This is a genomic window from Natrinema caseinilyticum (genome assembly GCF_024227435.1).
Lineage (GTDB): Archaea > Halobacteriota > Halobacteria > Halobacteriales > Natrialbaceae > Natrinema > Natrinema caseinilyticum.
The window spans coordinates 2,417,797-2,444,091 of record NZ_CP100445.1 but is presented as its reverse complement, the minus strand read 5'-3'; the positions used below and the strand labels follow the sequence as shown (position 1 = coordinate 2,444,091).

Genomic DNA, 26,295 nt, shown 5'->3' with positions numbered 1-26,295 from the left:
ACGGAGTCCGTACCGTTTCAACGCGCTGGCATACCGACCGCACGCCGTCGTGTCGACCGGTTCGATGCCGTCTCGAGCGTCTCCGACCGCTTCCGCGGGGATCCGATAGACGACGAGCCGATGCGGACGAACGGGACACGATCGAGCGACGACGACGGAATCGGCGAACGAAGTGAAATTGGGGGGACACGTCGTTCGAATCGGCGGGAACGCCCGGGAGCGGGGACGATCGTCCGACTTTTGTCTTCGCTCGTACTGGTGACGGATATGGCCGACTTCGATCCCGAGAAATTCGAGGACAAGTACGCGAACTACTTTCCCGAACTCCAGCAGGCGTACAAGAACGCGTTCAACCGAATGAACGACCGCTACGATTCCCAGCTCGTCCACGCGATCGACCAGCAGGTGCTCAACGAGAGCGAGCCCTTTTACGACGGCGACGGCGAGTTCCGCGTCGAGCTGCCGGACGAGCCCTACGATCGGCTCTCGGGTGTTCTCGTCGACGAAGAACGGTTCGAGGAGGTCCTCGAGATCCACGTGGAGGAGATCGAGACCGAACTGCGACGCGTCTTCGGATTCGCCTGATCCCCGACTACGGCCGTCGCAGACGGCGGCGGCCGAACAGGGAGGACGGAAGGTTTAGGGGGGCTGATACCCAAGGGATTTCTATGAGTACTGAGACCCAGAACGACGGCGACGACCTCGAGGAGCGCGTGACGAACTTCCTCCGCCGTAACTTCCCCCAGATTCAGATGCACGGCGGGAGCGCGGCGATTCAGGACATCGATCGCGAGACGGGCGAGGTGAGCATCGCTCTCGGCGGTGCCTGCAGTGGCTGTGGGATCTCGCCGATGACGATTCAGGCGATCAAGAGCCGGATGGTCAAGGAAATCCCCGAAATCGAGACGGTCAACGCCTCGACCGGGATGGACGGCGGTGGCGACACGGGCGGCATGAGCCCCTCGTTCCCCGGCGAGACCGTCGACGACGGCGAAGCCGACGAAGGGCCGGAAGCACCGTTCTAACGGGCCGTTCCTCGCGCGCGATTTCGACTGGCGGGTTTCGTTTTCGACGCCGTTCGACTCTCGATAGCGCCCGCTTTCGGGAGCAAGTATCGTGATCGATACCGATCCGGACTCACGCGTCCCGGCCGTTCGGACCGAGTGAATTCGAGACGGCGTCTCGTCTCAGCGCAGGTCGCGACCGCGTTCCCAGGTCCTGACCAGCGCCGCGAGCGTGCGGTTCGTCGGCACCTCGAGCCGATGGTCGGCTGCGCGGTCGACGACGTAGCCGTTGATGGCATCGATCTCGGTGCGCCGGTCGGACAGGATATCCTGGTGCATCGACGACGTGTTCGCCGCCGTCGCTTCGGCGACGGCTTCTAGCTCGGCCATCGCCTCTCGATTCGAAAGCGAAACGTCGCAGGCGCGAGCGAGACGGGCCGTTTCGCGGGCCGCCGCGCGTGCGAGGTCGTGGGCCGGCTCCGCCGTGATCGCCCCGTTTTCGGTCGCAGTCAGCGCCGTCACGGGATTGATTCCGGCGTTGACCGCGAGTTTCTCCCACAGGCGGCGGGGCATGTCGTCGGCGACAGTCGTCTCGAGGCCGGCGGCTGCGAAGGCCTCGCCGACCCGCGCCGCGTGTACGGACTGCCCGCCCTCTCGGGCGCCCAGAACGATATCGCCGTGACCCGTGCATTCGACCACGCCGGGAGCGCGGCGGACCGCTCCGTACGTCGCAGTCCCTGCGAGTACCGGACCGTCGAGTCGCGAGGCGAGCGTCGCTTCGTTGCCCATCCCGTTTTGGAGGGAGAGGACAACGTCGACCGACCCCGTCGCGAGCGCGTCGGCAGCCGAGGCCGTGTCGAACGATTTGACCGTCACGACGGCGAGATCGGCCTCGAGATCCGTTCCGTCCGTCGTCACCCCCGGGAACACGCGAGAGGGGCCGTCGGCGAACGCACCCTCGAGGAGCAGTCCCGATTCGCGGATGGCGCGAGCGTGGTCTTCGCGTGCGACGAGAGTGACGTCGTGGGCGTGTGCGAGTACCCCGCCGACGAGACTGCCGAGACTGCCGGCACCGAAGACGGCGATTTTCATGGGGCGAATTCGAGCGGATGGTACTACAGTATCCCGGTTCGCGTCGGGCAGAGCCTCGATTGAGGCGCGTCTCGCCGGTGGCACCCATCGATAGTGACGGCGCGTCGAACGGCCGGTTGCGCATAGTAATAAGTGATAAAAATTAAGTACACCAATAGTAATTTTTCGATATGGCGCGAAATCGGCTAAATCGACGGACGGTACTGAAAAACGGCGCAGGAATCGCAGGACTGAGCGTCCTCGGCGGGTCGGCAACCGCGTCGGAAGCGAACACCGAGAGCGGCCGCATCAGCGGCCCGGACTACGGTGGCTCCGCGGTTGGATTCGAGATCACCGACGTCGACGGTGGTGGGACTCTCATCGAAAACGTGTCCGTCTACGAGACGCCGATGCTCGCCGATCTGCACACGGTGGTGTGGGACGAGGGGTGGGAACTCGTCAAAAACACCCGCGATGACGCGTTTAGGCACTACGTGAGCACCGACGACGGGGCCCCTGGCGGAACGGCGATCGTGACGTTCGAATACGTCAATCCGTACGAGGCGATCGTCAAATACTGGCCGGTACTCACGCAGCGAGCCATCGCGAGCGCCGCTCGCCCCGCATTGCTCGTCGAACAGGAACTCGAGCTCGGGTCGTATTCGCCGATTCGGTACGGGGGAAGCCCGGGTCTCCGGCACACGATATACACGATCGCGAATCCCACGATCGGTACCGAGGCGACCAGTGGCGTGGTGACTGAAAAACGTGGCTACGATGCATTCGTCGCGAGTACCGACGCGTACAGCGTTGCGATCGTCCAGCGATGCGTCGAACCCGACGTGCGGACCGGTTTCGACGGCCACCGTGTCGGCGACGTGGGCGTCGCGCAGGGCACAGACCGAAGCGCCTGGGTCGACATTTACGAGGAAGCAGACGGGTGGATCGACCGAAATTTCGCCAACGAGGGCGATATCGACTTCGGTGCCGGCCTGTACGTTGGCGGCGACCAGGATGCCGGCGCCATCACTCCAGTGCCGACGTGGCGAACCGGGATCGGCTTCGCCACCAGCAACGGTGTGGCGATCGACAACGCGATCGCGACCGTCGAAGACGGCTACGAAACGGAACGAAACCGGTACTGAGACCGGTTCGAGACGGTCACCACTCGAAGGACCGATCGTGCGTCGATTCCGAGACCGAGCCGATCGGTCGACTCTCGACTCGAGTCGTCGCGACCGACGAACCGGAGACCGGACTCGGTTTCAGTCCTCGGTCCAGTAGTAGAGGTCTTCGCGACCGGCACCGCAGGCCGGACACGTGTCGGGGAGGTCGCTATCCAGGCGTCCCATCTCGCCACACTCCCAGCAGCGCCACATCAACTCCGCCTCGCCGAACTCGTGACCGGAACGGACGTGTTCGACGCTCAACCCCTCGAAGCCCTCCCGGAGTGTGACGTAGAGTCCGTCTTCGTCGACGCCCCGTATGCGTCCGATTTCCGTGCCGTCTTCCGTGTACACCGTCGTTCCGAACGCCAGTTGAGGCTGTTCGTCTGGCATGCGAGATGGTACATCGTTGACCATGATAAACTCTATTGCGCTATATCGAATGTAACAGCCACCGGAAGAGATGGTCAGCCCGCCTGAGCGTCGCAGTCCTCCATTCGGCCGGGTCAACCCTCAGACGGGCTCCGATCGGACCGGTTCAGTCCTCGGTCCAGTACATCAGGTTCTCCTTCGGACGCCCGCAGTTCGGGCACTCGTCGGGAAGCCCGTCGTCGATTTCGCCCATCTCGCCACACTCCATGCAGCGCCACATCAACTCCGCTTCGCCGAACTCGTGGCCGGCCCGCGCGTGTTCGACACTCATCGCCTCCACGCCCTCGCGAGTCGTCACGAAAAATCCGCCCCGCTCGAATCCGCGGACCTGCCCGAGTTCGGTACCGTCCGCGTTGTAGACAGTCTCCCCGAAGTCGACCTCGAGAACCTCCTCGACTGCTTCCTGATCGCCCTCTCTCGCAGGTGTTTCTCCCATACGTGGGCAAGTCCAGCGACGCGGATAAAGCCCAAGCGCGCATTGTTCGAGGGTAGTCGATCGAAAGCAGGTAGCAAACGTGAGGTGCCTCGGGGTCAAGTGGTTCGAAAGGCCGAAGGCCTTTCGTCATCACGAGAGAGCGAAGCTCTCTCGGACGACCCCGAGGCTTCCTGTTTCTGTGACGGAACTTGCGAACCCGTGTCTCGGTGACACGCTTCCACAGCGGTTCCAGTCCCCACAGGCGTGGATTCGGCGTCTCCCGAGCCTACTTGGTAGCGACGACGGGTCGTCTGACCGTCCTTGTTTTCGGACACTATAGTAGTCTTTGAAACGATTTACTCACCGATCGCACTGAAGCGGCCAGCGAATCTTCGCTGGCCGCGAATTCGCGATCGGGGTGTGCATTGACTTTCAAAGACTACTATAAGCCAGACGAGTGGTGTGTCGTCACGTCACTTTGTTTACTCGCTTACAACGTAATGGATTGTATCACGAGTTGTCGGCTTCATCCCCGAGGTCAAGCCTCGGGGCGTTCGCCTTGCCATTCTGTAAACGGTAATGACGGTCACGGCAGCCAATGGTAAATGTCCCCACGGTAATAGAAAACGATATACACTCTCCGGATAGAGACTCGACGTATGATAGTTTGTCTCACTCAATCTAGATCAGATGCTGTGTCTGCGTTCGACGGAGACTCTCACGACGGAGTCGAACCGAAACGGGTGCTAAACGGTTGTGACCCGAACGAGAGGACGGTCGTCGGTCGGCACACCGAAGACGTGATCCGCTCATGAGCGGGACCGGTGTCGCCACTATCGGCGACTGTCGGATCGCCTACCGGCGAGCGGGAACGAGTGGGCCCGCCGTCGTCCTCTGTCACGGCGCGGGAATCGACGACGCGACCGTCTCGTGGCGGCACACGATCGACTCGCTCGCCGACGACTACCGCGTCTACGGGCTCGACTGGCCGGAATACGGGAGCAGCACGGGGAACGTCGAGCACACGATCGAATCGTACATCGACGTCCTCGACGGATTCCTCGAGACGCTTCCCGACGAGCGCGTGTCGCTGGCCGGGATCTCGATGGGAGGCGGTGTCGCACTCGGCTACGCGCTCGCAAACCCCGACCGTATCGAGCGGTTGGCGCTCGTCGACAGCTACGGCCTCGGGGGACACCTGCCACGGGCCCTCCCGTGGAAGATCGTGGCCCAGTTCCCCGGCGTAACCGAGTTCGGAAAAATCGCCGCAAGCACTACCCCGGCGAGCGTTCGGATGGTTCTCGATAATCTCGTCGCGGACGCCGATGCGTTGCCCGAACCCTTCGTCGAGGACGTCCGAGCGAAGCTGATGGAACCCGGTTCGATACAGGCGTTCAAGGAATTTCAGGGGAACGAACTCTCCTTCAACGGCCGCGTCGCGACGAACTTCGCCGACGACCTCGAGTCGCTCCCGGTCCCGACGCTCCTGGTACACGGGAAAGACGATCCGCTCGTCCCCGTGGAGTGGTCGATACGCGCAGCGGACCGGATTCCGGACGCGAAACTCGATCTGGTCGACGACTGCGGCCACTGGACACCTCGAGAGCGACCGGAGTGGTTCAACGAGCGCCTGCGTGAGTGGCTCCCGGAGGAGCGGGGCGCGCCGAAACCGCAGTACGCCAAGGCGAAAATGCCCGGCGTTACTCGAGTCAACAGCGATTAGCCGAGGTGTCGGTGAAACGCCGTGCATCGCGGGCGTTCCGCGTCCGTTCGACGGAAACGGGCAGTGGAGGCACCGACATCCGCCGTGACCGAGGGCGGAAGCCGAGCAAGTAAGCCGACGATTGCTCCGAAACGTACCGACGGGGAGAGCGGAGCGCGTTCGATCGAAATGGTGCCGAGCGCGGTCGCTTCGTGATCGCACGCGGAACGGAATGCTATTGCACGAATCGAGGCGCTAAGGCGCCTCCCTCGACGAGCGAACGAAGCGAGCGCGCGAGTAGGGAAGGGAAGTTTACATGAAATCCTCGATCCCCGACTGCTTGTTCTTGTCGTTCTCGAAAATGCTCTCGAGCGAGCGTTCCAGGACCTCCAGCCGTTGTTTCGTGTAGTCCCGGCAGTCGTACTCCTCGGCGACCTGGATGGCGGTCTGCATGTACTTGTTGACCGATCCCTTGTGAACGGTGAGGTTGACGCGGCCCCCGCACTCGCGACAATCGCCGGTCAGGGGCATCCGTCGGAACTTCTCGCCGCAGTCGAGACACCGCGTTTCCTGCCTTGAGAACGCCCGCAAGTTGCCGATCAGGTCCGGCAGGAAGTGGTACTCGATGACCCGCTCGGCGACGTCGGTCTCGTCGACCGCCTCGAGCTTGCGCGAGAGCTCGAGTTGCGCGTCCATCTTGTCCATCATCGACCCCAGCGTCTTGTACGCCGAGAGGTCGGGGCCCATCGCGATGTTCGTGGTGTCGTGGGTGTGTTCGAAGCCGGTGTACTCCGTGTCGGTGCCGAGCGTGTCCTCTGCGATCTCGACGTCGACGTCCTCGGGGTCGGCCTGCTCGCGGGTCGCGAGGTAGAACTCGCGGGGATACTGCGAGACGACGTCCATGTTGTGGGCCTCGTCGTCGATTTCGGACGGATCGATTCTCGAGGACATGACGAGGGGCGCGTCCATCTTCCCGCCCCGTTGATCCGGTAAGAAAGATTTACTGAAGTTGAGAAGTCCATCGAGAAGCAGCATGACGCAATCTTCGTCACCATCGCAATTGCGTCTTTTCGCGGCGTGAAAGTACGGATGCGCGTATCCCACGGCCGCGCTCGTGAATCCGATCACTCTCCCGACAGTTGCCGCCGACGTGTGGGGAGCCATCCCGAAGACGAGTTCGCCGACGAGTTCCTGGCGGTCCTCGAACTCGTAGAACGGCTCGAGGCCGTAGTACTGCTCGAGCAGGTCGTCGATGAAGTCGGCGGTCTGGAGCATGTGTTCGGCCGCGCCGTCCGAGAGGACGATGTCCTGGACTCTGAGTTCGACCAGTTGGTCCTCGTGAGTGAGCGATTCGCCGTGGATGTCGGTTTCGTAGCCGAGCGCCTGCAACTGGCCGACGTCGACGTCGAGTTCGCTCGCGCGGACGGCAGTGACCGGCAGGTCGGTCATATCGTAGCGGACGGTGCCGTCTTTGAACGCGCTCACGTCGTGTTTCGCCCGCAGGATCCCCTTTTCGATGGGTTCGGGGATCTTGTTCGTCGACGTGAGTCCTTTGACCCCCTTGAGGATCTCGAAGGCGTTCTCGCGCTCGCCGACCGACTCGAGGGCGCTTCGGAACTCGTCGTTGATGTCGATCTCGCGCGGTTCGACGCAGGTCGCCTCGCGCTCGCAGCGCGAACACTCGACGCGGCCGGCGTCGTCCGGTTCGACCCGCTGATCGCAGTCGCGACAGCGGTAGTCCGGGGTGGTGCGTTCGTCACACTCCGGACAGCGGTTCTTGAACGTCTCGGTCCCGCAGTTCTCACAGCGCTGGCGACCGATCCCGATTTCGACGACGCCGGGCGTGTCCGACATCGTCTCGGCGTACTTTGCCGCGTCGGCGACGTTACGCTGGGCGCCGCCGGCTTCCCCGATGGGAAAGAGCGTGTGGACCGGCGGGCTCAGGTCGCGGCGCTCGGATTTCTCCGGCCGGCCCATCCGATTGCCGATCCGAGTCGGCGCTCGCTCACGGACCGCGAACGGGGCGACCTCGTTGACCGCCTCGATGGCGTTGTCGCCCTCGGTCTCGTGGCCCCACGTTCGAGCGCGTTCGGAGAGATCGTCGTCGACCCAGGTGCGCTCGAGTTCGATGGCCGGGGCGTCTTCCCTCGCATCGGATTCCATCGCGGCCCCGTCGGCGACCGCCCGGCGCGGGGTACAGCCGAGCGTTCGGACGAACGGACGCCAGTCGTCGATCTCGATCCGGCCCTCGCTCTCTCGCTGCCGATGCTCGACGACGATCGTCTCGAGGGCGTCGCGGACGAGATCGGTATCCTCGAGGACGAGCGTCCCGCCGTCGCACGTTCCGTCGCCGTCGCCGCTTCTCCCGCCCTCGATTCGGCCGTCCGACACTGCCGCCGCGAGGCCGCGAAACGAATCGACCGAGAGGTCGTGCCAGAGGGGCGTGTATTCGGGATGCAGCGGTGCATCGTACTCGAGCGCCCACTCGAGGGCTTCCGCGGGATCGGGGAACTCGAGGTCGATGCGAGGGTCGTCCTGGAGAGCCTGGACGTCGGCCCCAGCGGCCTCGAGATCCTGCACCCACCACTCGTAGGTGTACGAGGCGGGCGCGAGCGGGTGGTTGTTCTCGACGAACTCGCCGTAGTTGACGAGGTACTCGCCGAGGTCGAGAATCTTCTCGACGCCGTTTCTGATCTCGAGGGCGTCCTCGGGGTCGTCGATCCGACGGACGTCGCCGTTCGCCAGTTTGATCGTCGGGCCCTCGAGGGAGTCGACGGGAACGACGCCGGCGGCCTTGCCGGGCCGTTCGGTCTTGATCTGGGTGCCCGTCGCGAGGAAGTCGTCGACGAGGTGCATCGCGGCGGGGTGGACGCCGGCGGTGGCGAAGCCGTGGTTGCGCGCCCGGCCGTAGCGCAGGCGAAAGCCGCCCTTGGCACAGGGATGGGAGAAGACGGGACGGCCGGCGATCAAGTCACGGAGGAATTTCTTGGATTTCTCGACGCGCGGCGGGCCCTCGCGTTCGTCGCCGGAGTCGTCCGCATCGCCATCGTCGCTTACAGCGGTCTCGTCGTCTTCGCTCCCGTCGTCACCGTCGTCGTCACCGTCGCCGTCGGACGCGCCGGTCGCGCCGTCCTCGTCGTCCTCGTCGTCGCCCTCGGTGTCGTAGTAGGTGCCGTCGATGAGATCCTGGAGCCACGGCCAGTCGATTTCGTCGAGATTGCGGGTGTAGCGTTGAATTTTCGGCGCCTTCAGCGCGATCCCCTCCGCGAGGACGAGACACATGCCACCGCGGGCGCTGTTGGTATCGACTCGTTCCAGATCCCGAAACCCCGATACCTCCTCGTCGCCCGTCGCTTCGCCGTCCAGCATGATCGGCATGTGCTCGGCGATGAACTTCGTCTCCGTGTCCTTCGGCGTGTACTGGAGGCCGGTCTCCTTGTCGTAGAGGGAAATTTCCTCGGCGTAGCGTTCGATCTCCTCCTGTCGGGCGACGAACTGTTCGATACCGACCAGTGCGCGCGTGTAGTCGGCCACGAGGACTGACAACGCCTGCGCGGTCCCCCCCGCCGAGCGGATCGGTCCGGCGTAGTAGACGTTGACGAACTCGGTTCCGTCGTCGTTCGTGAGGATTTCGACTTTGTCGATCCCCTCGATGGGCGCGGCGACGACACCCTCGGTCAGCAATGCGACGGCGGTCCGAACCGCGCCTTCGACCTTGCCCGCTTTCGTCTCGTAGTCGCCGACGCGTCCCTCGGCGAAATCCTCCGCGAGCGCGAGGGCCGCCTCTTCCCTGCTCATTTGCCCCTCGAGTTCGCGAACTCGCTCTGCGACGCCGTCGATTCCGAGAATGTTCTCGACGCGGTCGGCCATGTCCTGTGCGACCGGTATCTCGACGTCGGGTGTCGGATCGCCACCGCGTTCTTTGGCTCGCTCGGCCACGTCGAACGCGTCCTCGAGTTGCGATTCCAGGCGTTCGAAGTACCGTTCGTCTTCCGCGCGCATGTCAGAGCCAGAGATCGAGTTCGGTGACCGCGTCGTACTCGCGCTCGAGGGGCTCCTCGAAGACGCGCATGTGAACCTCGCCGGCCCAGACCGTGGCCTCGTTCAGGTGACCGGCGACCGCATCACCGTCCGGGTCCGACAGGACCGCGTGGGTGTGTGCGAACCGCTCGTCCTCGAGCCAGGAGACGTTCCCGGTACAGCTCGCGACCTCGAGTGGCTCGTCGAACTCGATCGGATAGTACTCGCACTCGTCCTGATCGTAAAACCAGAGTTCGGCGTCCTGGACCGCCCCGAGAGCGGTAAACCAGGCGGCGTCGGCGTCGACCGCGTCCGCGAGCGACTCGATCTCCGCCCGCCAGTCGGCACCCGTCTCGAGACGGGCGACATATTCCGCCGCGGTCTCGACGGCTCGATAGTTCATACGCATGTACTGTGTGGGCCGATAGAAAAAGGTCACCGTTCCCTGAGTGGCGAACGCCGGCGACTCCCTAGTAGGGATGCGTATACTAACTAGAAATCACCGAAGCTTCCGATCGGCGCCCCGGTGCCGGGTGCGTATAAGCTGATGCCCTAAATAGTTAATAAGGTATAGCTTTTTTATGCCCGATGCGGCATAAATGGGGACGATACCAAAACTTATATTAGATTCCTCAATCCAGTTGTTACGGTATGTCACACCAATTGCCAGAGATAACCCGGCGAGGTCTCCTCGGCTCGGGTGCTGCCGTCTCGGCGGCGGCGATCGCAGGATGCATCGGTGGGAGCAGTGACGATGGCGACAACGAACTCTACTTCACGCAGGAGAAGGGGTGGGCGTATAAGTTCGACCCCATCGTCGCGAACGGTGTTCCGACCGCGCAGGTAAACGAGCAGATCTACGAGGGTCTGTACACGTACAACGAAGATGCGACCAACTCCCTCGTCCCAGTGCTTGCGGACGGCGAGCCGGAAGTGAGCGACGACGGGCTGACTTGGACGATCGGGATCAAAGACGAGGCGACCTTCCAGAACGGCGACGACGTCACCGCGGAGGACGTCAAGTACTCCTTCGAAGCGCCGGTCAAGGAGGAGACGGAGAACGCCGCCGAGGTCAACATGATCGATAGCATCGAGGCGGTCGACGACAAGACCGTCGAGTTCACCCTCAAATACCCCTACGCGGCGTTCAATACCGTGGTCATCGCGAATATCGTGCCGAAATCCGAACGCGACGGGAATGAAAAGGATTTCGGACACAGTCCCGTCGGGAGCGGCCCGTTCCAGTGGGTTGAATGGGAGGACGGCCAATACGTTCTGCTCGAGCGGTGGGATGACTACTGGGGCGAACAGTCCCCCAACATCTCGGGTGTCGAGTTCGACTTCGTCACGGAACAGTCCACGCGCGTGACCGGGCTCGAGACCGGCGAGAGCGACGTCATCGAGACCGTCCCCCCACAGCTTTGGGAGGACGTCAAAAACATGAACAACGCGTCGATCGCATCGAGTCTCGGTATCGGGTACTTCTACCTGGCGTTCAACTGTAACGAAGGACCGACCGCCGACCCGCAGGTGCGCGAGGCCGTCGACTACGTGTTCTCGATGGACGACGCGGTCGAGAGCTTCGTCGAACCCGCCGGAGTCCGCCAGTACAGCCCGTTCCCGCAGTCGGTTGTCGACGCGTGGGACTTCCCCGCTGACCAGTGGGCAGAGATTCCGCACGACCGCGATATCGACCAGGCCACGCAACTGTTCGAGGACGCGGGCGTCGACAAGGATTACGCATGGAACATCATCGTCCCACCGGATGACATGCGCGAAGCGATCGGCCAGTCCGTGAGCAACGGTCTCAAGGAAGCCGGCTTCAACAACGTCACGTTCGAGCGCCTCGAGTGGGGTACCTTCCTCGACCTGTACGCCACGGGGAGCGAGGACGACTACAACATGTTCACCCTCGGGTGGTCCGGATCGCCCGACCCCGAAGCGTTCACCTATTACCTATTTGCGCAGGAACTCGAGGGCTCCACGAACGGAACGTACTACAGCAACGACGAGGTCGACCAGCTGATCATGGACGCGCGCGAAGAGCCCGAGCAAGAGGCGCGCCGCGAGATGTACATCGAGGCGACGAATACGATTCTCGAGGACCGCGTGCACCTGCCCGCCTACAATACGTACAACAGCTACGGCGTGGCGAATTACGTCAGCGACTTCACGTCGCACCCGAGTTCCGCGATAATCCCGCTGTCGACGGGCTACAATAACGTCAACGTCGAGTAATTGACGCAGATTGGGAAAGAAACGGATCTGTCGACGGCAGACGACTTCAAATATCGAAAATTCAAATGTGGTAGGATGGTAGAATTAGTGCAGAATCACACGAGAGGGTGAGTATCCATGAGTTTACTTCGGTACACGGCGTGGCGAATAGTACAAGCGGTACCGGTGCTGATCGGGATCCTGACGATCGTGTTCTTCCTCGTCAACGCTATCCCCGGCGACCCGGTATCCATCATGCTCGGGCCGTCGCCGGGCGTAGAACAGATCGCCGAAGTGCGGGCCAAGTATGGGCTGAACGAGCCGGTCCATGAGCGATACCTGAATTATCTCGCTAGCGTTGCGCAAGGAGACCTCGGTGAGAGCATCAACGTCAATTCCGGAATGCCGGTGACCAAACTCATCATGAATCGGCTTCCGATCACGCTGTTGCTAACCGTATCGGCGTTCGCGTTCGCGATCGTCACCGCCATTCCGCTGGGGATTATCTCCGCCAAGCGGCGAAACGAGCCGACCGATCACGTCGCACGGATCGTCTCGCTGATCGGCGTCTCAACACCGTCGTTCTGGATCGGGCTGATGTTGATCATCGTCTTCGCCACTCATCTCGACCTGTTCCCCTCGCGGGATCTCGTCATGCCGTGGACCGAACCGGGAACCGGAAGCCGGGTGACGCGTAGGGCTGATAGCCAGCTAGAGATCATCTCTCTCTCGATCAGGCATCTGATCCTGCCGATGATCACCCTGGGAACGCTGCAGATGGCACAGATCACGCGGATCGAACGATCGACGATGGTCGATACGTTACAGGACGAGTACATCAAACTCGCCCGCGCTTACGGCGTTTCGGAACGGACGATCATCCGCAAACACGCGTTCAGACCCGCCCAGCTTCCGGTCATTACGATTATCGGCCTCGGTCTGAGTACGGCGCTCGGTGGGGCAGTGCTGACCGAGACCGTCTTCGGAATAAACGGGATGGGGCGGTTGATTATCCAGGGAATCCACCAACGGGACTACCCTGTCGTGATGGGAACGACGATCGTGTTCGGTGTCACGTACCTCGTCGGCGTTATCATTACTGACATCTCGTATGCGTACATCGATCCCCGAGTCAAATACGGTGATCAAGAATGACGGAACGAATCAACGAAGGTGATAAACAATGGCAGTGACAGACCACCAACGCGATGACGCCTCCTCGGACGAGGGGCCCGTCCAAAGTGAGACCGAAGAGGTCAAGGCGGAGGTCGGACTCTCGTATACGTTGACGCAGGTCAAACAGGACACGACCGCTCGAATCGGCCTGTACATCATCGGTTTCATGTGCGCCCTAACGATCTTCACGACCGTCGATGCCGTCGTGTTCGACTACGGGTTCGCGAAGACGTTCCTCCACGATCCGGTAAGCGATCCGGACAACATCAACGAGTTGCGATTGCTCCCGCCGGTCGGCATGGGCGGCGAACTCAAGTATCCGCTCGGAACCGACGCCCGCGGTCGAGACATCTTGACCCGTCTCATCTATGGTACGCGGATCGCGATGACGGCAGGCTTTTTCGCAACCGTCGTGGGGTTCGTTGGTGGGACGATCATCGGCGCCGTCTCCGGGTACTACGGCGGCCGAGTCGACGACGTGCTCCAGCGAATCACGGAGACGATGTACGCGATTCCGTTCCTCGTGCTCGTGATCGCGATCATGGCCGTTCTCGGAAACAACATCTGGTTCGCGGTCGTCGGCGTCGGAATCGCGTCTATCCCCGTGTTCAACCGGCTGATCAGGTCCCGCGTCGTGAGCATTCGCGAGGAAGAGTTCATTGAGGCCGCGAAAGCAGCGGGCGTCAAAGACCGAAACATCATCCTCAGACACGTCATCCCGAACAGCTTCGCGCCGGTGCTGGTTCAGTCGACGTTACAGATCGGCTACTCGATTTTGACCATCGCTGGGCTGTCGTTCCTCGGATTCGGCGCACAGCCACCGACGCCGTCGTGGGGCCAGATGCTCGCCGGGTCGCGCAACCACCTGATCAACGCCCCGACGTTCAGCATCTGGCCAGGCCTCGCGATCCTGATTACTGTCATCGGTTTCAACCTGTTCGGTGACGGCCTGCAAGACGCACTTGACCCACGGATTGATAACTGATCATGAGCGCTGACCCACTACTCGAAGTTCGCGATCTCAAAACGCAGTTCTTCACAGATTCAGGCACCGTTCGCGCCGTCGATGGCATCTCGTTCGACGTCTACGAGGGCGAGATCGTCGGCCTCGTCGGGGAGAGCGGCGCCGGCAAGAGCGTCGCCTCGATGAGCCTGCTACGGCTCGTCGAGAGCCCCGGCGAGATCGTCGCCGGCGAAATCACCTACAAGGGCGAGACGCTCGTCGGCCTCGAGGAGGGCCCCGACGGCGAGCTTCGGGAGCGCGACGACATGCTCTCGAACGAAGAAATCCGGACCCGGATCAGGGGCAACGAGATCGCGGTGATCTTCCAGGATCCGATGGAATCGCTCAACCCCGTCTTCACCGTCGGCGGACAACTTCGGGAGTTCATCGAACTCAACCGCGACATCCCGGAGGACGAGGCCCGCGAAGAGGCGATCGACATGCTCCGGGAGGTCGGCATTCCAGATCCGGAAGAGCGCTACGAAGAGTATCCCCACCAGTTCTCCGGGGGAATGCGCCAGCGCGTGCTCATCGCGATGGCACTGGCCTGCGAACCCAGCCTCATCATCGCCGACGAACCGACGACGGCGCTCGACGTGACGGTGGAAGGTCAGATCCTCGACCTCGTCGACGAACTCCAGGCGAAGTACGGGACGAGCTTTATTTGGGTTACACACGACCTGGGCGTCGTCGCGGAGATCTGCGATCGGGTGAACGTCATGTACCTCGGGGAGATCATCGAGCAAGCGCCCGTCGACGAGTTGTTCTACGACACCATGCATCCGTACACGAACGCCTTACTCAACTCGATGCCCCGGCCGGATCGAAGCGTCACGGAACTCGAGGCGATCAAGGGAGTAATGCCGGAAGCGATCAATCCCCCCTCGGGTTGTCGGTTCCACCCACGCTGTCCCGATGCACGGGACGTGTGCAAGCAAGTCCACCCCGACACGAAGACCGTCACCGACGACGGCGGCAAGCCGCATCGAGCGGCCTGCGTGAAACACGACGAGTTCGACGTTAGCTACGACGAGAGTCCGCCGCTCGAGCGTGCTCGGAAGATCGGCGAGCCGGAATCCAAATTCGCGCCGAATCCGGCCGGCGATGAGCGCGGAGGTGGCGGCCATGAATAGCGGGATTCGGATGGACGAGGAGAGCAGCTACGACCGGGAGGGGGCGCTGCTCGAACTCGAGGGCGTCAGGAAGTACTTCTCCCAGGGCTCTGGACTGTTCGGGGGCCTGAAGTTCGATTCGGACCGGTTCCCGCCGATCAGCGTCGATCGGAGTACCGTGAAAGCGGTCGACGACATCTCCCTCGAGATTCGCCCCGGCGAGACCCTCGGACTCGTCGGCGAGTCCGGTTGCGGCAAGAGCACGCTCGGTCGGACGATCCTGCGCCTCCTCGAGCCGACGGACGGTGACATCTACTTCAAGGGGGAGAACTTGGCCGACCTCGGCGGCGAGGAGCTTCGCCAGACGCGGTCGGACATGCAGATGATCTTCCAGGACCCCCAGTCGTCGCTGAATCCCCGGATGAAAGTCGGCCAGATCATCGAGGAGCCGATGCGGGCCCACGACATGCTGGACGACGAGGGTCGAGAGGCCCGGGCGAAAGAGCTCCTCGAGAAGGTGGGGCTCGATCCGCGCCACTACAACCGGCACCCCCACGCCTTCTCCGGTGGGCAGCGCCAGCGGATCAACCTCGCGCGGGCGCTGTCGGTCGATCCGGACTTCGTCGTGTGCGACGAACCCGTCTCCGCGCTCGACGTCTCCATTCAGGCCCAGGTGCTGAACACGATGGAGAAACTCCAGGAGGAGTTCGGCCTCACGTACCTCTTCATCGCCCACGACCTCTCGGTCATCCGCCACATCTCCGACCGCGTGGCGGTGATGTACCTCGGCCACATCGTCGAACTCGCCGACAAAGAGGACCTGTTCGAGAATCCCCAGCATCCCTACACGCGCGCCCTACTCGACTCGATCCCCGTGCCGGACCCGCGGGAAAACGGGTCCAGGGGTGCCCTCCAGGGCGAGGTGCCGAGCCCGGCCGATCCGCCCTCCGGGTGTCGGTTTCGGACGCGGTGTCCGCGCCTGATCGCACCCGACGAGTACGACTGGGCCGACGGGGAGTGGGAGCAGACCCGGGCGTTCATGCGTTCGGTCAAGCGGCGGACGTTCGAGCCGACGTCGGCCGCGGAACTACGGGCCGAGTTCTTCGACAGCGCGCTCCCGCGGGGCGAGGCGGGATCGATCGTCGAAGAGGCGATCGACCACCTCGCGACGGACCGCGAAGCGAGCGACGGGGACGACGAGTCGGTGCGATGGGACGCGGCGACGGACCTGTTGCTCGAGTCCTTCGCCGAGCAAAGTATCTGTGCGCGGAAACGGCCGGCGTACGATATCGAATCGACGAACGGATCGGGCCAGCGGTTCGCGGCGTGTCACCTGCACCGGTGACCGGCCGCGACGGGGACGGAACGATACACTATTTTATATATCCAGATTCGCGTCGTGCCCCGAATCCATACACGACGTTATCGGTGAAATTCAGTTCGGAAAGGCGCTAAAAGACTGCTTTTGTGACCAGTCAATTGGAGGGCGCCACCTCGGAACCCACACGATTTTTCATCTCGAAAACATTTATGAGAACGTCGCACCTCTTTACTCTTGTATGAGTAAACTATTCACAACGGTCACGGCAGGCTCGCAGCGATTCGCGAAGGCACGACGAACGATCGCACACTCCCCCGAGTTCGGCGACGATCGGACGACGGACGAGACGGGCCGCCCCACGACGCGCATTCCGCCGGGCGGCTTCCTCACCGGGTGAGGGCTCGAGTCGATGACCGTAACGCACGGACGAAACCGCACCTTTCTCTCGATTCCGGCCGGCCCGTTCCGCGTCCGTCGACGAAGAGCGGGTTCGAGTCGCTCCCGCCGGATCGATCGGCGCAGAACCGCACCCCGCGCTACTCGAGGGTGATCGTCGTCGAAGCGCTGGGTTGCGTCGCGTCCTCGCGAGTCGCGACGAACGCCCGAATCTCGTACTCGCCCGGGCCCGGGAGGACGGACTCGCGTCGGCCGTCGGACCGCACCTGCTCTATGCGACCGTTCCACGTCACCGACACCCGTTTTCGTTCACCACCGCGGAACTCGAACGATGACGGATCGTGTCGCGTGTAGACGCGTTCGTCGGTGGCCTCGAGGTGCCCGTCGACGGACCACCCCCAGCGACGCTGGCGGGGCGTCGGGAGTTCGACCGGAATCGGGAGCCGATTTTTGAACTCGATATCGATCTCGATCGACTCGTCGCGCTCGTAGACGTCCCGGTCGGTCGCGACGGAAACGGCGATCGCCCGTCGTGCGAGAGACGGCGGGACCAGCGATCCGAGAAACGAGACGACGGTCGGCCTGGAACCGTCGAGGTCGACGTGGGGATCGCCGCTCGCGCCCGGTCCCGTCTCCCCGTTCGATCGAGAACGGTCCATGAGCGAACCGAATGCCGCAGCGTACAAAACGGTGAGGGATCGCGAGAGTACAGGCCGTGAGTGTCCGAAACGGACGAGGAACCCTCTGTCGGACTCGCTCGCCTCGAGTCCGGGAGTGGGTCCGGCGTTCGGATTCTCTCAGCGGCCCGCTCGAATCGATCGTTCGTCGGATTTCCCATACCTTTCGTTCACCGAAGTTACTCCGATGCTTCGGACTTCGCAGTACAAGTGCTTCGAGGTACGAAGTATTGTTGCATGCCGAATGAAACCTGCACTTGTTGTGGAACGGTCGAAAGCCAGCGGACGGGAACGAATTCCGAGACTGAACCGCAGACCGAGGGCGACTCCGGGACCGGAGCAGCGCCCGAGGGGAGAGCCAGCTCTTCGGCCGACCGCTGGCTTGGTGATTCATCGGTCACCGAAGCGACGCTGCCCGACGACGTTCGGTCGGCGATGGAGCGGTTCTTCGGGGACGCCTCGATCGACTCGCTCGAGGACTGGACCAGCGAACTTCGGCGGCGAACCGGCGGCGCACTCGAGGTCGCGGACCTCTGCCACGCCGACGGCGAGACGGACCACTGGGGTGAACTGGACGGCGAGCGGTACTACTTCAGGTGTTTCTACGATACCGTGGCGCTTGCAGAACTGACATCGGAGGCGGTCGAAATCCACACCGTCAGCCCGGAGGGAGCAGCGATCGAGGCTCGCACAACGGGGGACGGAGAGCTGGCCACGACGCCGACGACCGCAGTCGTGTCGTTCGGAACGGCGGTCGATGAGTCGCGTCCGCCGACTACGGCTCCGACGCTCGAAGACGCCTACGAGGCGATCTGTCCGACCGTCCGCGCCTTTCCGACGCGACGCGCGTACGAACGCTGGGCAACAAAGACACCGGTGGCGACCGTCGGAATGCCGCTATCGACCGCGACGGCCGTCGCCATCGAACTCGTCGAATAGCATACCACCGACCCGAGTTATCTCCAGGCCGGAAGCGTTGGCGCATCGTCCGCCTGCATAGAAAGCCAGGCACCGTCGGCGGAGATGTCTGCGATGACGTATTCGTCGCTTGCAGCCGTCGAATCGATCGATCCGACGATCGTGTCATCGGAAGCCACTGCGTCGTGTTTCGTCGCCATGTTTGTTACTGACACTCATCCACATATAAGCTCATCGAATCTGACCGTTCAGCGACGAGACCACTCAGTGATCGATCGAATGCCTGTCCGTGAAACACTGGGTTTATACTCATTTTCGCCGTACCGAGGTGATATGAACGTAGCCGACGCGATGACGCCCCGCGAGGACGTGGTGACCGCCGACCTGCCGGGCACCCGCTCGGACGTCCTCGAGTATCTTCAGGAGCAATCGTTCTCGTCAGTGCCGGTCGTCAAGCCGACCGACAACGGTCCGAAGTACCGCGGGCTGATCTCCCGTGAGACGCTCATCGAACAGCCGGACGAAGACCAGCTCGTCATGCTGATGGAAGAGAACGTGCCGACGACGACCTCGGAGACCCCGCTCGAAGACGCCGCACAGACGATGGTCGAGGCGGGCGCACGGCGTGTGCCAGTCGTCGACGGCGAATTCGAGGGTATCGTCACGGTGACGGACGTGATTCACGCGATCGCAGCCGGAGACCAGGAGACGGACGGAACCGTCGAGTCCTTCGTCAGCCAGGACGTGAACACGACCTACGAGGGGACGCCGTTACGAGTCGCCGAACGAGAGCTCTTCTACGCGAACGTCCCCTACGCCGTCGCGCTGGACGACGACGGAGAGATGAGCGGCGTTCTCACGGAAGTCGACATTCTCGATGTCGCCAGGATCGTCGAGGGTGAAGAGGCGACGGGCGACAACTTCGGCGATCAGGACGACGAGTGGTCGTGGGAGGGAATCAAAGCCGTCGGGAGCCGCTATCTCCCCACGCGTGACATCGAGATCCCGACGGGATCGGTGCGGGAATTCATGAGCGACGACGTCGTCACGGTATCGTCCGGGACGTCCGTCCAGGAGGCAGCACAACGGATGATTAGCAACGATATCGAACAGATTCCGATGATCACGGGCGAGCAGCTGGTCGGCATCGTCTGTGACATCGATCTACTGGAGGCACTCTATGAGTGAGCACGAATACGCGGACGCGGAGGCACCCGACACGACGAGCGAAAAACTGGTCGAACTGGCGAAGCGACGAGGGTACTTCTTTCAGTCCGCGGGGGCCTACGGCGGTGTCGGCGGCTTCTACACCTTCGGGCCCCAGGGTGCGGCACTGAAAGGGAACGTCGAAGACGCCTGGCGCGACCGCTTTGCGGTCGCCGAAGGAAACATGGAGATCGACGCGCCGACGATCATGCCCGAACCCGTTTTCGAGGCCTCCGGCCATCTCGAGGGGTTCGACGACATGCTCGTCGAGTGCCCGGAGTGCGGCGAGAGCCACCGGGCGGATCACGTCGTCGAGGACAACACGGAGTACGAGGACGCGGAAAGTCTCCCGATCCCCGAGGTCGAGGAGGTCATCGCGGAGTACGAACTCGTCTGCCCGAACTGCGGGGCGGGACTCGCGGGCCAGGCCGTCGAAGCCTTCAACCTCATGTTCGAAACGAACATCGGCCCCGGCGACTCCCAGCCGGGGTATCTGCGTCCCGAAACGGCACAGGGCATCTTCGTGGAGTTCCCGCGACTGAAAGAGTACGCCCGCAACCAGCTTCCTTTCGGCGTCACGCAGATCGGGCGCGCCTACCGCAACGAGATCAGCCCGCGACGCTCGATTATTCGCACGCGCGAGTTCACACAAGCCGAACTCGAGTACTTCATCGACCCCGAGGCCGACGATCCGGACCTCTCGAGCGTCGAAGACGTCACGGTAACCCTGTATCCGGCCAGTGAGCAGGACGCCGCAGACGGCACGGAGATCGAGACGACGATCGGCGAGGCCGTCGCGGAGGGAATTATCGCCGACCGGTGGGTCGCGTACTTCCTCGGCGTCGCGAAACCGTGGTACGAGGCGGTCGGCGTCGACATGGATCGGTTCCGCTATCGCCAGCACCTCTCGGGCGAACGAGCCCACTACGCCAGCGACTGCTGGGACGCCGAAAGCGAAATCGACGGGAACTGGATCGAGATGGCCGGGTTCGCCCACCGCGGGAACTACGACCTCTCGAAACACGGCGACCACTCCGGCGACCGGTTCACGATCTTCAAGCAGTACGACGAACCCAAGACCGTCGAGCGCGCCACCGTCGATCCGGACATGAGCTACCTCGGGCCGGAGTTCGGCGGCGACGCCGGGACCGTCGTCGAGAAACTCGAGGAGTTGGCCGCCCGTGATCGCAGCGCCTTCGACGGGGACACCGTGGAAATCGATCTCGAGGGAGAAACGCGCTCTATTCCAGTCGAAACGACGGGATTCTCGGTCGAGGAACAAACAGAGGCCGGCGAGCACATCACGCCACACGTCGTCGAACCGTCCTTCGGCGTCGACCGGGTCGTCTACACCGTGTTGCATCACGCCTACCGCGAGGACGAGGTCGACGGCGAGGAACGGACGTACCTCGAACTCGACCCGGAGGTCGCACCGACGTTCGTCGGCGTCTTCCCGTTACAGAGCGACGACGAACTCGAGACCGAAGCCCGGGAGATCGCCGCGGCCCTGCGGGAAGCGGGACTGTCGGTCACGTACGACGACTCCGGAAACATCGGTCGTCGCTACCGCCGCCAGGACGAGGTCGGGACGCCGTTTTGCGTGACCGTCGACTACGAGAGCCTCGAAGACGAGGCCGTCACGGTCCGCGAGCGGGACACGACCGCCCAGAAGCGACTGCCGATCGAGGACCTGCCAAGCGCACTGCCGGCGATCCGGACGGGCGACCTCGAGTTCGAAGACCTCGAGGGATAGCTGGCTCGACCGCCGACGTCGTCGATCCGGCGGGTGCCCTTTTATATTATATATAGCGTTCCGGAGAACTAACCGACGGACTGAAGGTCACCTCCACTAAGGCACAAACGATGGCCGACGAATTGAAGCGACGGCTCGTCCACGCCAGCGGTTCGGGCCTGGTGGCGCTCTACCTTCTCGGCAGGTCTCTCGAGGTGGGGCTGACGTGGACCCGGTTTCAACTCCTCATGGTCGCCCTCGCGAGCGGGGCGCTCGTCCTCGAGTTCCTGCGACTCCAGGTCGGGCTCAACTGGCGGCTCTATGACGTACTCACCCGCGAGTACGAACAGGACAACCCCGCGGGCTACGCGCTGTACATGATCAGTATGGCGGCAGTCGTGGTGGTTTTCGAGCCGGACATCGCCCTCCCCGCGATGTTGATGCTCTCGCTCGGCGACCCGATCAGCGGCGCCGTCTCGGACAACAGTCTCCAGCGAATCAAGCCCCCGAAGGTCCTCGTTACGATGTTCCTCGTCTCGACGGTTATCGCCATCCCGTTTCTCCCCCTGGGGGCGGCCGTGGTGGCGGCAATCGGCGCGACGATCGCCGACGGCGTGACGCTCGAGATCCGCACGTACATCATCGACGACAACCTGACGATCCCCATCTACGCCGCCTGTCTCGCGTTTCTCGCGCTTAGATTCGTCCCGCTCTAGCGGGCCCGAGGACGGCGAGCCGGTCTACTCGAGCGAGTTACCGGTCGATTCGCGCGGGCGATTCGCCTCGACCGTCTCGAAGGGGACGACGGCTCAGTTCGAAGCCGGCAAGGGCGTCTCGTTCTGGAGCTATCAAGACCGTCGCTGCAGAACGTGGCTAGCTATCGTGTCTCGACTGGGAGTGGTCGACCGCCTCTCGAACGTCAGGGCGTTTCTCGCCGACGGCCGTGGCGTTATTCTCTCCGCGGTTGCAGCCGGCTGGTGCCTCTCGATCGGCATCAGACTCGCGTACCCGGTTCTCCTTCCGTACCTTCGCGATGCGTACGACCTCGATCTGACGACGGCCGGGTTCCTGTTGACCGTCCTCTGGATCTGTTACGCACTGGGGCAACTTCCCGGCGGGTTGCTCGCCGACCGATTCGGCGAGGGCAACATCCTCGTCGCGAGTTCCGTGATCTCCGCGATCACGCTCGGACTCGTCGCCGTCGCCGGCTCCGCGCCGGTCGTCTACCTCGCGACCGCGGCGTTCGGATTCGGGACGGCGCTGTACGGCGTCGCCCGGTTCACGGCGCTGTCCGACATCTATCCGGACAACGACGGCACCGCGATCGGGATCACCATGGCGGCGGGACAGGTCGGCAACACGCTCCTGCCGCTGGCCGCCGGCGCGATCGCATCGGCGCTCGCCTGGCAGTACGGCTTCGGCCTCGTGGTCCCGGCGTTCGCCGCCGTCGCGATCGGCCTCCGACTCGCCGTTCCGTCGCGCACCTCGAGTCCGACCAGCGCCATCGACAGCGTCTCCCTCGAGACGGTCCGCTACGTGGGCGCCGAACTGCGCCGCCCGGAAATCGTCACGGTGGCAGCGATCCAGACCCTCACCTACTGCGTCTGGCAGGCGTTTACGGGGTTCTATCCCACGTACCTCATCCAGATCAAGGGGTTCTCGCAGCCGGTCGCGACGGGTCTCTTCAGTTCGTTCTTCGCGCTCGGAATCGTCGTCCAGCCGCTGACGGGAGGATTGTACGACCGATACGGGATCCGGAAATCGCTCCCGCCGGTCCTCGGTATCGTCGTCCTGTCGCTGGTCGCGCTGCCGTTTCTCGAGGAATTCTGGCCCCTCGTCGGCGGCACGATTCTCCTCAGTAGCATCCTCGGCTACGGGACGATCACGTTGCCGTACATGACCGCGGCGTTTCCGGCCGACATGCGAGGGACCGGACTCGGCCTCCTGCGAAGCATTTACATGACTATCGGCGCGCTGAGTCCGATCATGGTCGGCGCGCTCGCGGATCGGGGCTACTTCGACGGGGCGTACCTCGTCCTGGCCGGGTTCGTGGCCGTCGCAATCGTGTTGACGTGGTGGTTACCCGAGCAGTGATTTTTCCACCGTCATCGCGGACCTCACGCGTTCAACCGCCAGATTTCGAAGTTGAGCACGGCCGCGAACGTCACCCACGCGAGGTACGGCACCAGGAGCGCCGCCGCGCGCCGGTCCACGCGGCGGAACGCGAGGACCGTGGCGGCGATACACACCCAGAGGACGACGATGATTCCGAAGGCGAGCAAGAGCGCCTCGAGCGTGAAGAACGCGGGCGTCCAGACGACGTTGAAGACCATCTGAAGGGCGAACAGCCCCAGCGCGAGGCGGCGGCCGTCGGCGTCGCTACGCCAGACGAGCCACAATGCGACGCCGAGGAGCGTGAATAGCGTCGTCCAGACGACCGGAAACGCGATCGTCGGCGGATAGAACCAGGGCTTTGCGAGACTCCTGAACCAGGCGCTGTCGGGCCTCGAGAGGATTCCCGGGAGCCCGCCGACGACGTTCACCAGGAGGACGAACCCGATCGCGGCGAGGATCGCGTCGACGTTCGGGAGTCGGCGAGTGCTCACTCGAGTGTCCATACACGGTCTAGGCCGCGCGTGGATTTATAGCTCACAGACGGCAGCGGCGTGTCGGTCCGAGCGGGCATACCGCGCCGGACCAAGTGGCAGCAATGCGTCGGTCCGCGATAGTAGTCGGTGAAACGATCCACTCACCGATTCGACCCGGTCCGCCGAAGTGCGGGAACTCCCGCTGACACCGCAGTTCGTCAGCGGTACTCGTCCGGGTCGTCCGCACCGGTCCGCCGGCGCAGCCACTCGAGGGCGACGGCACCGCCGAGGATGCCCGTGCCGGACGTAAAGCCCGGCACGTCGTCAGCGCTATCCGGACCCTCGGAGTCGGTCGATCCGGACTCTGTTCCGTCTCCGTCGCCGGAACTTTCGGAGCCCGATGAGTCGTTCCCATCACCGGCGGTTTCACCACCGCCGTCTCCACTTCCGTCACCGCCACTTCCGGATCCACCGTCGCCGCCGTCTCCGTTTGCGGGCGCTCGAAGCGCGACGAGTTTGCCGTCGCGGCTGACGTAGATTGTCTCACCGCTGATGGCCCGAATCGTTCCGACTGGGACGTCGTCGGCCGACAGTGACCACTTTTCGGTCCCGTCGCGTTTGTTCAGGGCAACGAGTTCGTCACTGTAGTCCCCGTCCCCCTCCGTTCCGCCCGGACGCGGGACGAAATAAACGTACGCGGTCTCGCCGCTGATAACGGGCCTGGCACCGGTATGGGGAAAGGATTTCTCCCAGAGCTGATCGAACGGCTTGTCGAGAGAGAGTCCGAAGAACGTGTAGTCGTCCCCGCTGATGAAGACCGATTCGCCGAGCGCGATGTCGACACCCTCCGAAACCCCGAGCGTGAGTGCGTCGCCCGTTTGCGCGTCCATGATACCCGCCTCGGCCTGCGAAAATCTGCCGAGAACGGCCCTCGTCGTCGTCGCTCGAGCCCGCGTTCCCGTGGCCACGAACTCCAGGGCGTTCCGCCAGACTTCGTCCCCGGACTCGGGCTCGACGGCGAGGGCCACTCCCGCCGTTCCGACGTAGACGACACCGTTCGCCGCGGCAGGGGACGTAATAAACTCGTATTCCTCCGGCTCAGCGGCGTCTGGCGATTCGACAGCGACCGATTCGATCGTCCACCGAACAGAGCCATCGGCCGCCTCGAGGGCGTACAACGTGCCGTCGGCGACGACGAAGACGGCGTCGTACGCCACCGTGTGGTGGGTGACGGATCCGTCGGTATCGAAATCGCTCTCCCAGCGGACGCTCCCGTCCGATCGGTCGAGCGCCACTACCTGATCGGCGCCGAGATAGACCGTATCGCCGACGACGGAGGGGTTCCGCGCGTCGACGTCGGTGTTCTCCCAGACGACAGCGCCGTCGGTCGCATCGAGCGCCACGACGCCCGCTTCGGTCGACGTATACACCGTTTCGTCGGCGACGGCAACGGTCCCACTGTGGTCGGCGGACCAAGCGGACTCGAGCACGTCACCGTCGAATTCGTACCCGTCTGTGACGTATCTGGCGTGGCCGGCACCCCCGGCGTACGACGCCCAGTCTTCGTCCATCTCCGGATTTGGCTGTAGCGCCGGGTCCGGAAGACCGTCGACGCTTTCCCCCGCAGAACCGGTCTCCCCTACCCCGGTCGATGCGACCCCACTCCCGGCCGTAAGCGCTGCACCGGTCGCCAGTACCGAACGGCGATGCCAGTCTGTCATGCCGCCGTTGTTCGCGGTAAGCGTTATTACTATCTGGTTGGTACGCTGACTTATTTTCGCTACAACTACATATAGGGGCGATAAAACGGCCATAGATGGCCTGAGGGAAGGGTTTTGGAGAGTTGCGTGGTCAGAACCAACGCCACAGTTTACAGAATGAAACTGTCCGATCGGCGGTCCGTCCGCCGATTAGCTGCCGACCGCCTCGCACACCGTGGCCACGGAGCAGCGCAGTGAGGGGGCCGATAATCCGGAGTCACCGGACCGAAACGCAGTCCGGCTTCCTCGAGGGGCGACTCTCCCCGGTGAAACTCGCGAGTACCGTCACGAGCAGGACGAACCCGACCGCGGCGAGGATCGACTCGAGGGTGGGAGCCAAGGGACTGCTCATTCGACGGATTACCGAGACGAAGCCGAC

At 63.3% G+C, this 26,295-nt stretch carries 25 protein-coding genes; 15 read left to right on the top strand and 10 right to left on the bottom strand.

From position 1 onward, the window contains the following. Positions 1–267: 267 nt before the first annotated feature. Both NJT13_RS11970 and NJT13_RS11965 read left to right on the top strand, forming a co-directional pair. The gene (locus NJT13_RS11970; RefSeq protein WP_254521867.1) at positions 268–585 is read left to right on the top strand and encodes a DUF5783 family protein; all 318 of its coding nucleotides are present in this window, start codon (positions 268–270) and stop codon (positions 583–585) included. Positions 586–668: 83 nt separating this feature from the next. Continuing rightward, the gene (locus NJT13_RS11965) at positions 669–1,025 is read left to right on the top strand and encodes a NifU family protein (protein ID WP_254521866.1); all 357 of its coding nucleotides are present in this window, start codon (positions 669–671) and stop codon (positions 1,023–1,025) included. Positions 1,026–1,187: 162 nt separating this feature from the next. Here the strand turns inward: NJT13_RS11965 and NJT13_RS11960 are convergent, their stop codons facing one another. Continuing rightward, positions 1,188–2,096 carry a ketopantoate reductase family protein gene (locus NJT13_RS11960; protein ID WP_254521865.1) on the bottom strand — a complete coding sequence of 303 codons (909 nt, stop codon included), beginning with the start codon at positions 2,094–2,096 and terminating at the stop codon, positions 1,188–1,190. Between the two features lie 170 nt (positions 2,097–2,266). On the opposite strand from NJT13_RS11960, the gene NJT13_RS11955 reads away from it, so the two are divergent. Continuing rightward, on the top strand, positions 2,267–3,220 hold the full coding sequence (locus NJT13_RS11955) for a hypothetical protein (RefSeq protein WP_254521864.1): 954 nt from the start codon (positions 2,267–2,269) through the stop codon (positions 3,218–3,220). Positions 3,221–3,340: 120 nt separating this feature from the next. On the opposite strand, the gene NJT13_RS11950 is transcribed toward NJT13_RS11955, so the two are convergent. Together NJT13_RS11950 and NJT13_RS11945 are read right to left on the bottom strand one after the other, a co-directional pair. Continuing rightward, on the bottom strand, positions 3,341–3,634 hold the full coding sequence (locus NJT13_RS11950; protein ID WP_254521863.1) for a hydrogenase maturation nickel metallochaperone HypA: 294 nt from the start codon (positions 3,632–3,634) through the stop codon (positions 3,341–3,343). Positions 3,635–3,779: 145 nt separating this feature from the next. Then, positions 3,780–4,109, bottom strand: a complete 330-nt coding sequence (locus NJT13_RS11945; protein ID WP_254521862.1) for a DUF7130 family rubredoxin-like protein — start codon at positions 4,107–4,109, stop codon at positions 3,780–3,782. A 790-nt stretch (positions 4,110–4,899) separates the two neighbouring features. Between NJT13_RS11945 and NJT13_RS11940 the strand changes: the two genes are divergently transcribed. Beyond that, positions 4,900–5,811 carry an alpha/beta fold hydrolase gene (locus NJT13_RS11940; protein ID WP_254521861.1) on the top strand — a complete coding sequence of 304 codons (912 nt, stop codon included), beginning with the start codon at positions 4,900–4,902 and terminating at the stop codon, positions 5,809–5,811. A 291-nt stretch (positions 5,812–6,102) separates the two neighbouring features. Here NJT13_RS11940 and NJT13_RS11935 read toward each other — a convergent pair whose 3' ends face one another. Both NJT13_RS11935 and NJT13_RS11930 read right to left on the bottom strand, forming a co-directional pair. After that, the gene (locus tag NJT13_RS11935) at positions 6,103–9,792 is read right to left on the bottom strand and encodes a DNA polymerase II large subunit (protein ID WP_254521860.1); all 3,690 of its coding nucleotides are present in this window, start codon (positions 9,790–9,792) and stop codon (positions 6,103–6,105) included. A 1-nt stretch (position 9,793) separates the two neighbouring features. Continuing rightward, positions 9,794–10,213: a PPC domain-containing DNA-binding protein gene (locus NJT13_RS11930; protein WP_254521859.1), complete on the bottom strand. Its 420-nt coding sequence runs from the start codon at positions 10,211–10,213 to the stop codon at positions 9,794–9,796. A 248-nt stretch (positions 10,214–10,461) separates the two neighbouring features. On the opposite strand from NJT13_RS11930, the gene NJT13_RS11925 reads away from it, so the two are divergent. From NJT13_RS11925 to NJT13_RS11900, 6 genes are all read left to right on the top strand, one after another. Then, positions 10,462–12,048, top strand: coding sequence for an ABC transporter substrate-binding protein (locus tag NJT13_RS11925; protein WP_254521858.1), 1,587 nt, complete (start codon positions 10,462–10,464; stop codon positions 12,046–12,048). A gap of 117 nt (positions 12,049–12,165) precedes the next feature. Further along, complete coding sequence (locus NJT13_RS11920; RefSeq protein WP_254521857.1) at positions 12,166–13,182, top strand: ABC transporter permease; 1,017 nt, start codon at positions 12,166–12,168, stop codon at positions 13,180–13,182. Between the two features lie 28 nt (positions 13,183–13,210). Continuing rightward, positions 13,211–14,188, top strand: a complete 978-nt coding sequence (locus NJT13_RS11915) for an ABC transporter permease (protein WP_254521856.1) — start codon at positions 13,211–13,213, stop codon at positions 14,186–14,188. Positions 14,189–14,190: 2 nt separating this feature from the next. Further along, positions 14,191–15,339, top strand: a complete 1,149-nt coding sequence (locus tag NJT13_RS11910) for an ABC transporter ATP-binding protein (RefSeq protein WP_254521855.1) — start codon at positions 14,191–14,193, stop codon at positions 15,337–15,339. Continuing rightward, complete coding sequence (locus NJT13_RS11905) at positions 15,332–16,663, top strand: ABC transporter ATP-binding protein (RefSeq protein WP_254521854.1); 1,332 nt, start codon at positions 15,332–15,334, stop codon at positions 16,661–16,663. The genes NJT13_RS11910 and NJT13_RS11905 overlap by 8 nt, the downstream gene beginning before the upstream one ends. A gap of 214 nt (positions 16,664–16,877) precedes the next feature. Continuing rightward, on the top strand, positions 16,878–17,036 hold the full coding sequence (locus NJT13_RS11900) for a hypothetical protein (RefSeq protein WP_254521853.1): 159 nt from the start codon (positions 16,878–16,880) through the stop codon (positions 17,034–17,036). Positions 17,037–17,175: 139 nt separating this feature from the next. On the opposite strand, the gene NJT13_RS11895 is transcribed toward NJT13_RS11900, so the two are convergent. Next, on the bottom strand, positions 17,176–17,694 hold the full coding sequence (locus NJT13_RS11895; RefSeq protein WP_254521852.1) for a DUF7974 family protein: 519 nt from the start codon (positions 17,692–17,694) through the stop codon (positions 17,176–17,178). Between the two features lie 255 nt (positions 17,695–17,949). Between NJT13_RS11895 and merB the strand changes: the two genes are divergently transcribed. Further along, on the top strand, positions 17,950–18,651 hold the full coding sequence (gene merB, locus NJT13_RS11890) for an organomercurial lyase (RefSeq protein ID WP_254521851.1): 702 nt from the start codon (positions 17,950–17,952) through the stop codon (positions 18,649–18,651). A gap of 17 nt (positions 18,652–18,668) precedes the next feature. Here merB and NJT13_RS11885 read toward each other — a convergent pair whose 3' ends face one another. Beyond that, entirely contained in the window at positions 18,669–18,830 is a 162-nt protein-coding gene (locus NJT13_RS11885) for a DUF7556 family protein (RefSeq protein WP_254521850.1), read from the bottom strand. 133 nt (positions 18,831–18,963) lie between these two features. Between NJT13_RS11885 and NJT13_RS11880 the strand changes: the two genes are divergently transcribed. The 4 genes from NJT13_RS11880 (at position 18,964) to NJT13_RS11865 (ending at position 23,662) form a co-directional block, all read left to right on the top strand. Continuing rightward, positions 18,964–19,818, top strand: a complete 855-nt coding sequence (locus tag NJT13_RS11880) for a CBS domain-containing protein (RefSeq protein WP_254521849.1) — start codon at positions 18,964–18,966, stop codon at positions 19,816–19,818. Continuing rightward, entirely contained in the window at positions 19,811–21,589 is a 1,779-nt protein-coding gene (gene glyS, locus NJT13_RS11875) for a glycine--tRNA ligase (protein WP_254521848.1), read from the top strand. Before NJT13_RS11880 ends, glyS begins: the two co-directional genes overlap by 8 nt. Before the next feature lie 110 nt (positions 21,590–21,699). Then, positions 21,700–22,284 carry a diacylglycerol/polyprenol kinase family protein gene (locus NJT13_RS11870; RefSeq protein ID WP_254521847.1) on the top strand — a complete coding sequence of 195 codons (585 nt, stop codon included), beginning with the start codon at positions 21,700–21,702 and terminating at the stop codon, positions 22,282–22,284. 166 nt (positions 22,285–22,450) lie between these two features. Then, complete coding sequence (locus NJT13_RS11865; RefSeq protein WP_425499751.1) at positions 22,451–23,662, top strand: MFS transporter; 1,212 nt, start codon at positions 22,451–22,453, stop codon at positions 23,660–23,662. Positions 23,663–23,685: 23 nt separating this feature from the next. Here NJT13_RS11865 and NJT13_RS11860 read toward each other — a convergent pair whose 3' ends face one another. From NJT13_RS11860 to NJT13_RS23195, 3 genes are all read right to left on the bottom strand, one after another. Continuing rightward, on the bottom strand, positions 23,686–24,186 hold the full coding sequence (locus tag NJT13_RS11860; RefSeq protein ID WP_254521846.1) for a TspO/MBR family protein: 501 nt from the start codon (positions 24,184–24,186) through the stop codon (positions 23,686–23,688). A 188-nt stretch (positions 24,187–24,374) separates the two neighbouring features. After that, positions 24,375–25,877, bottom strand: a complete 1,503-nt coding sequence (locus NJT13_RS11855; protein WP_254521845.1) for a PQQ-binding-like beta-propeller repeat protein — start codon at positions 25,875–25,877, stop codon at positions 24,375–24,377. A gap of 256 nt (positions 25,878–26,133) precedes the next feature. After that, a complete protein-coding gene (locus tag NJT13_RS23195) occupies positions 26,134–26,268 on the bottom strand; it encodes a hypothetical protein (protein ID WP_256549393.1) in 135 nt (44 codons plus the stop codon). Positions 26,269–26,295: the final 27 nt, after the last annotated feature.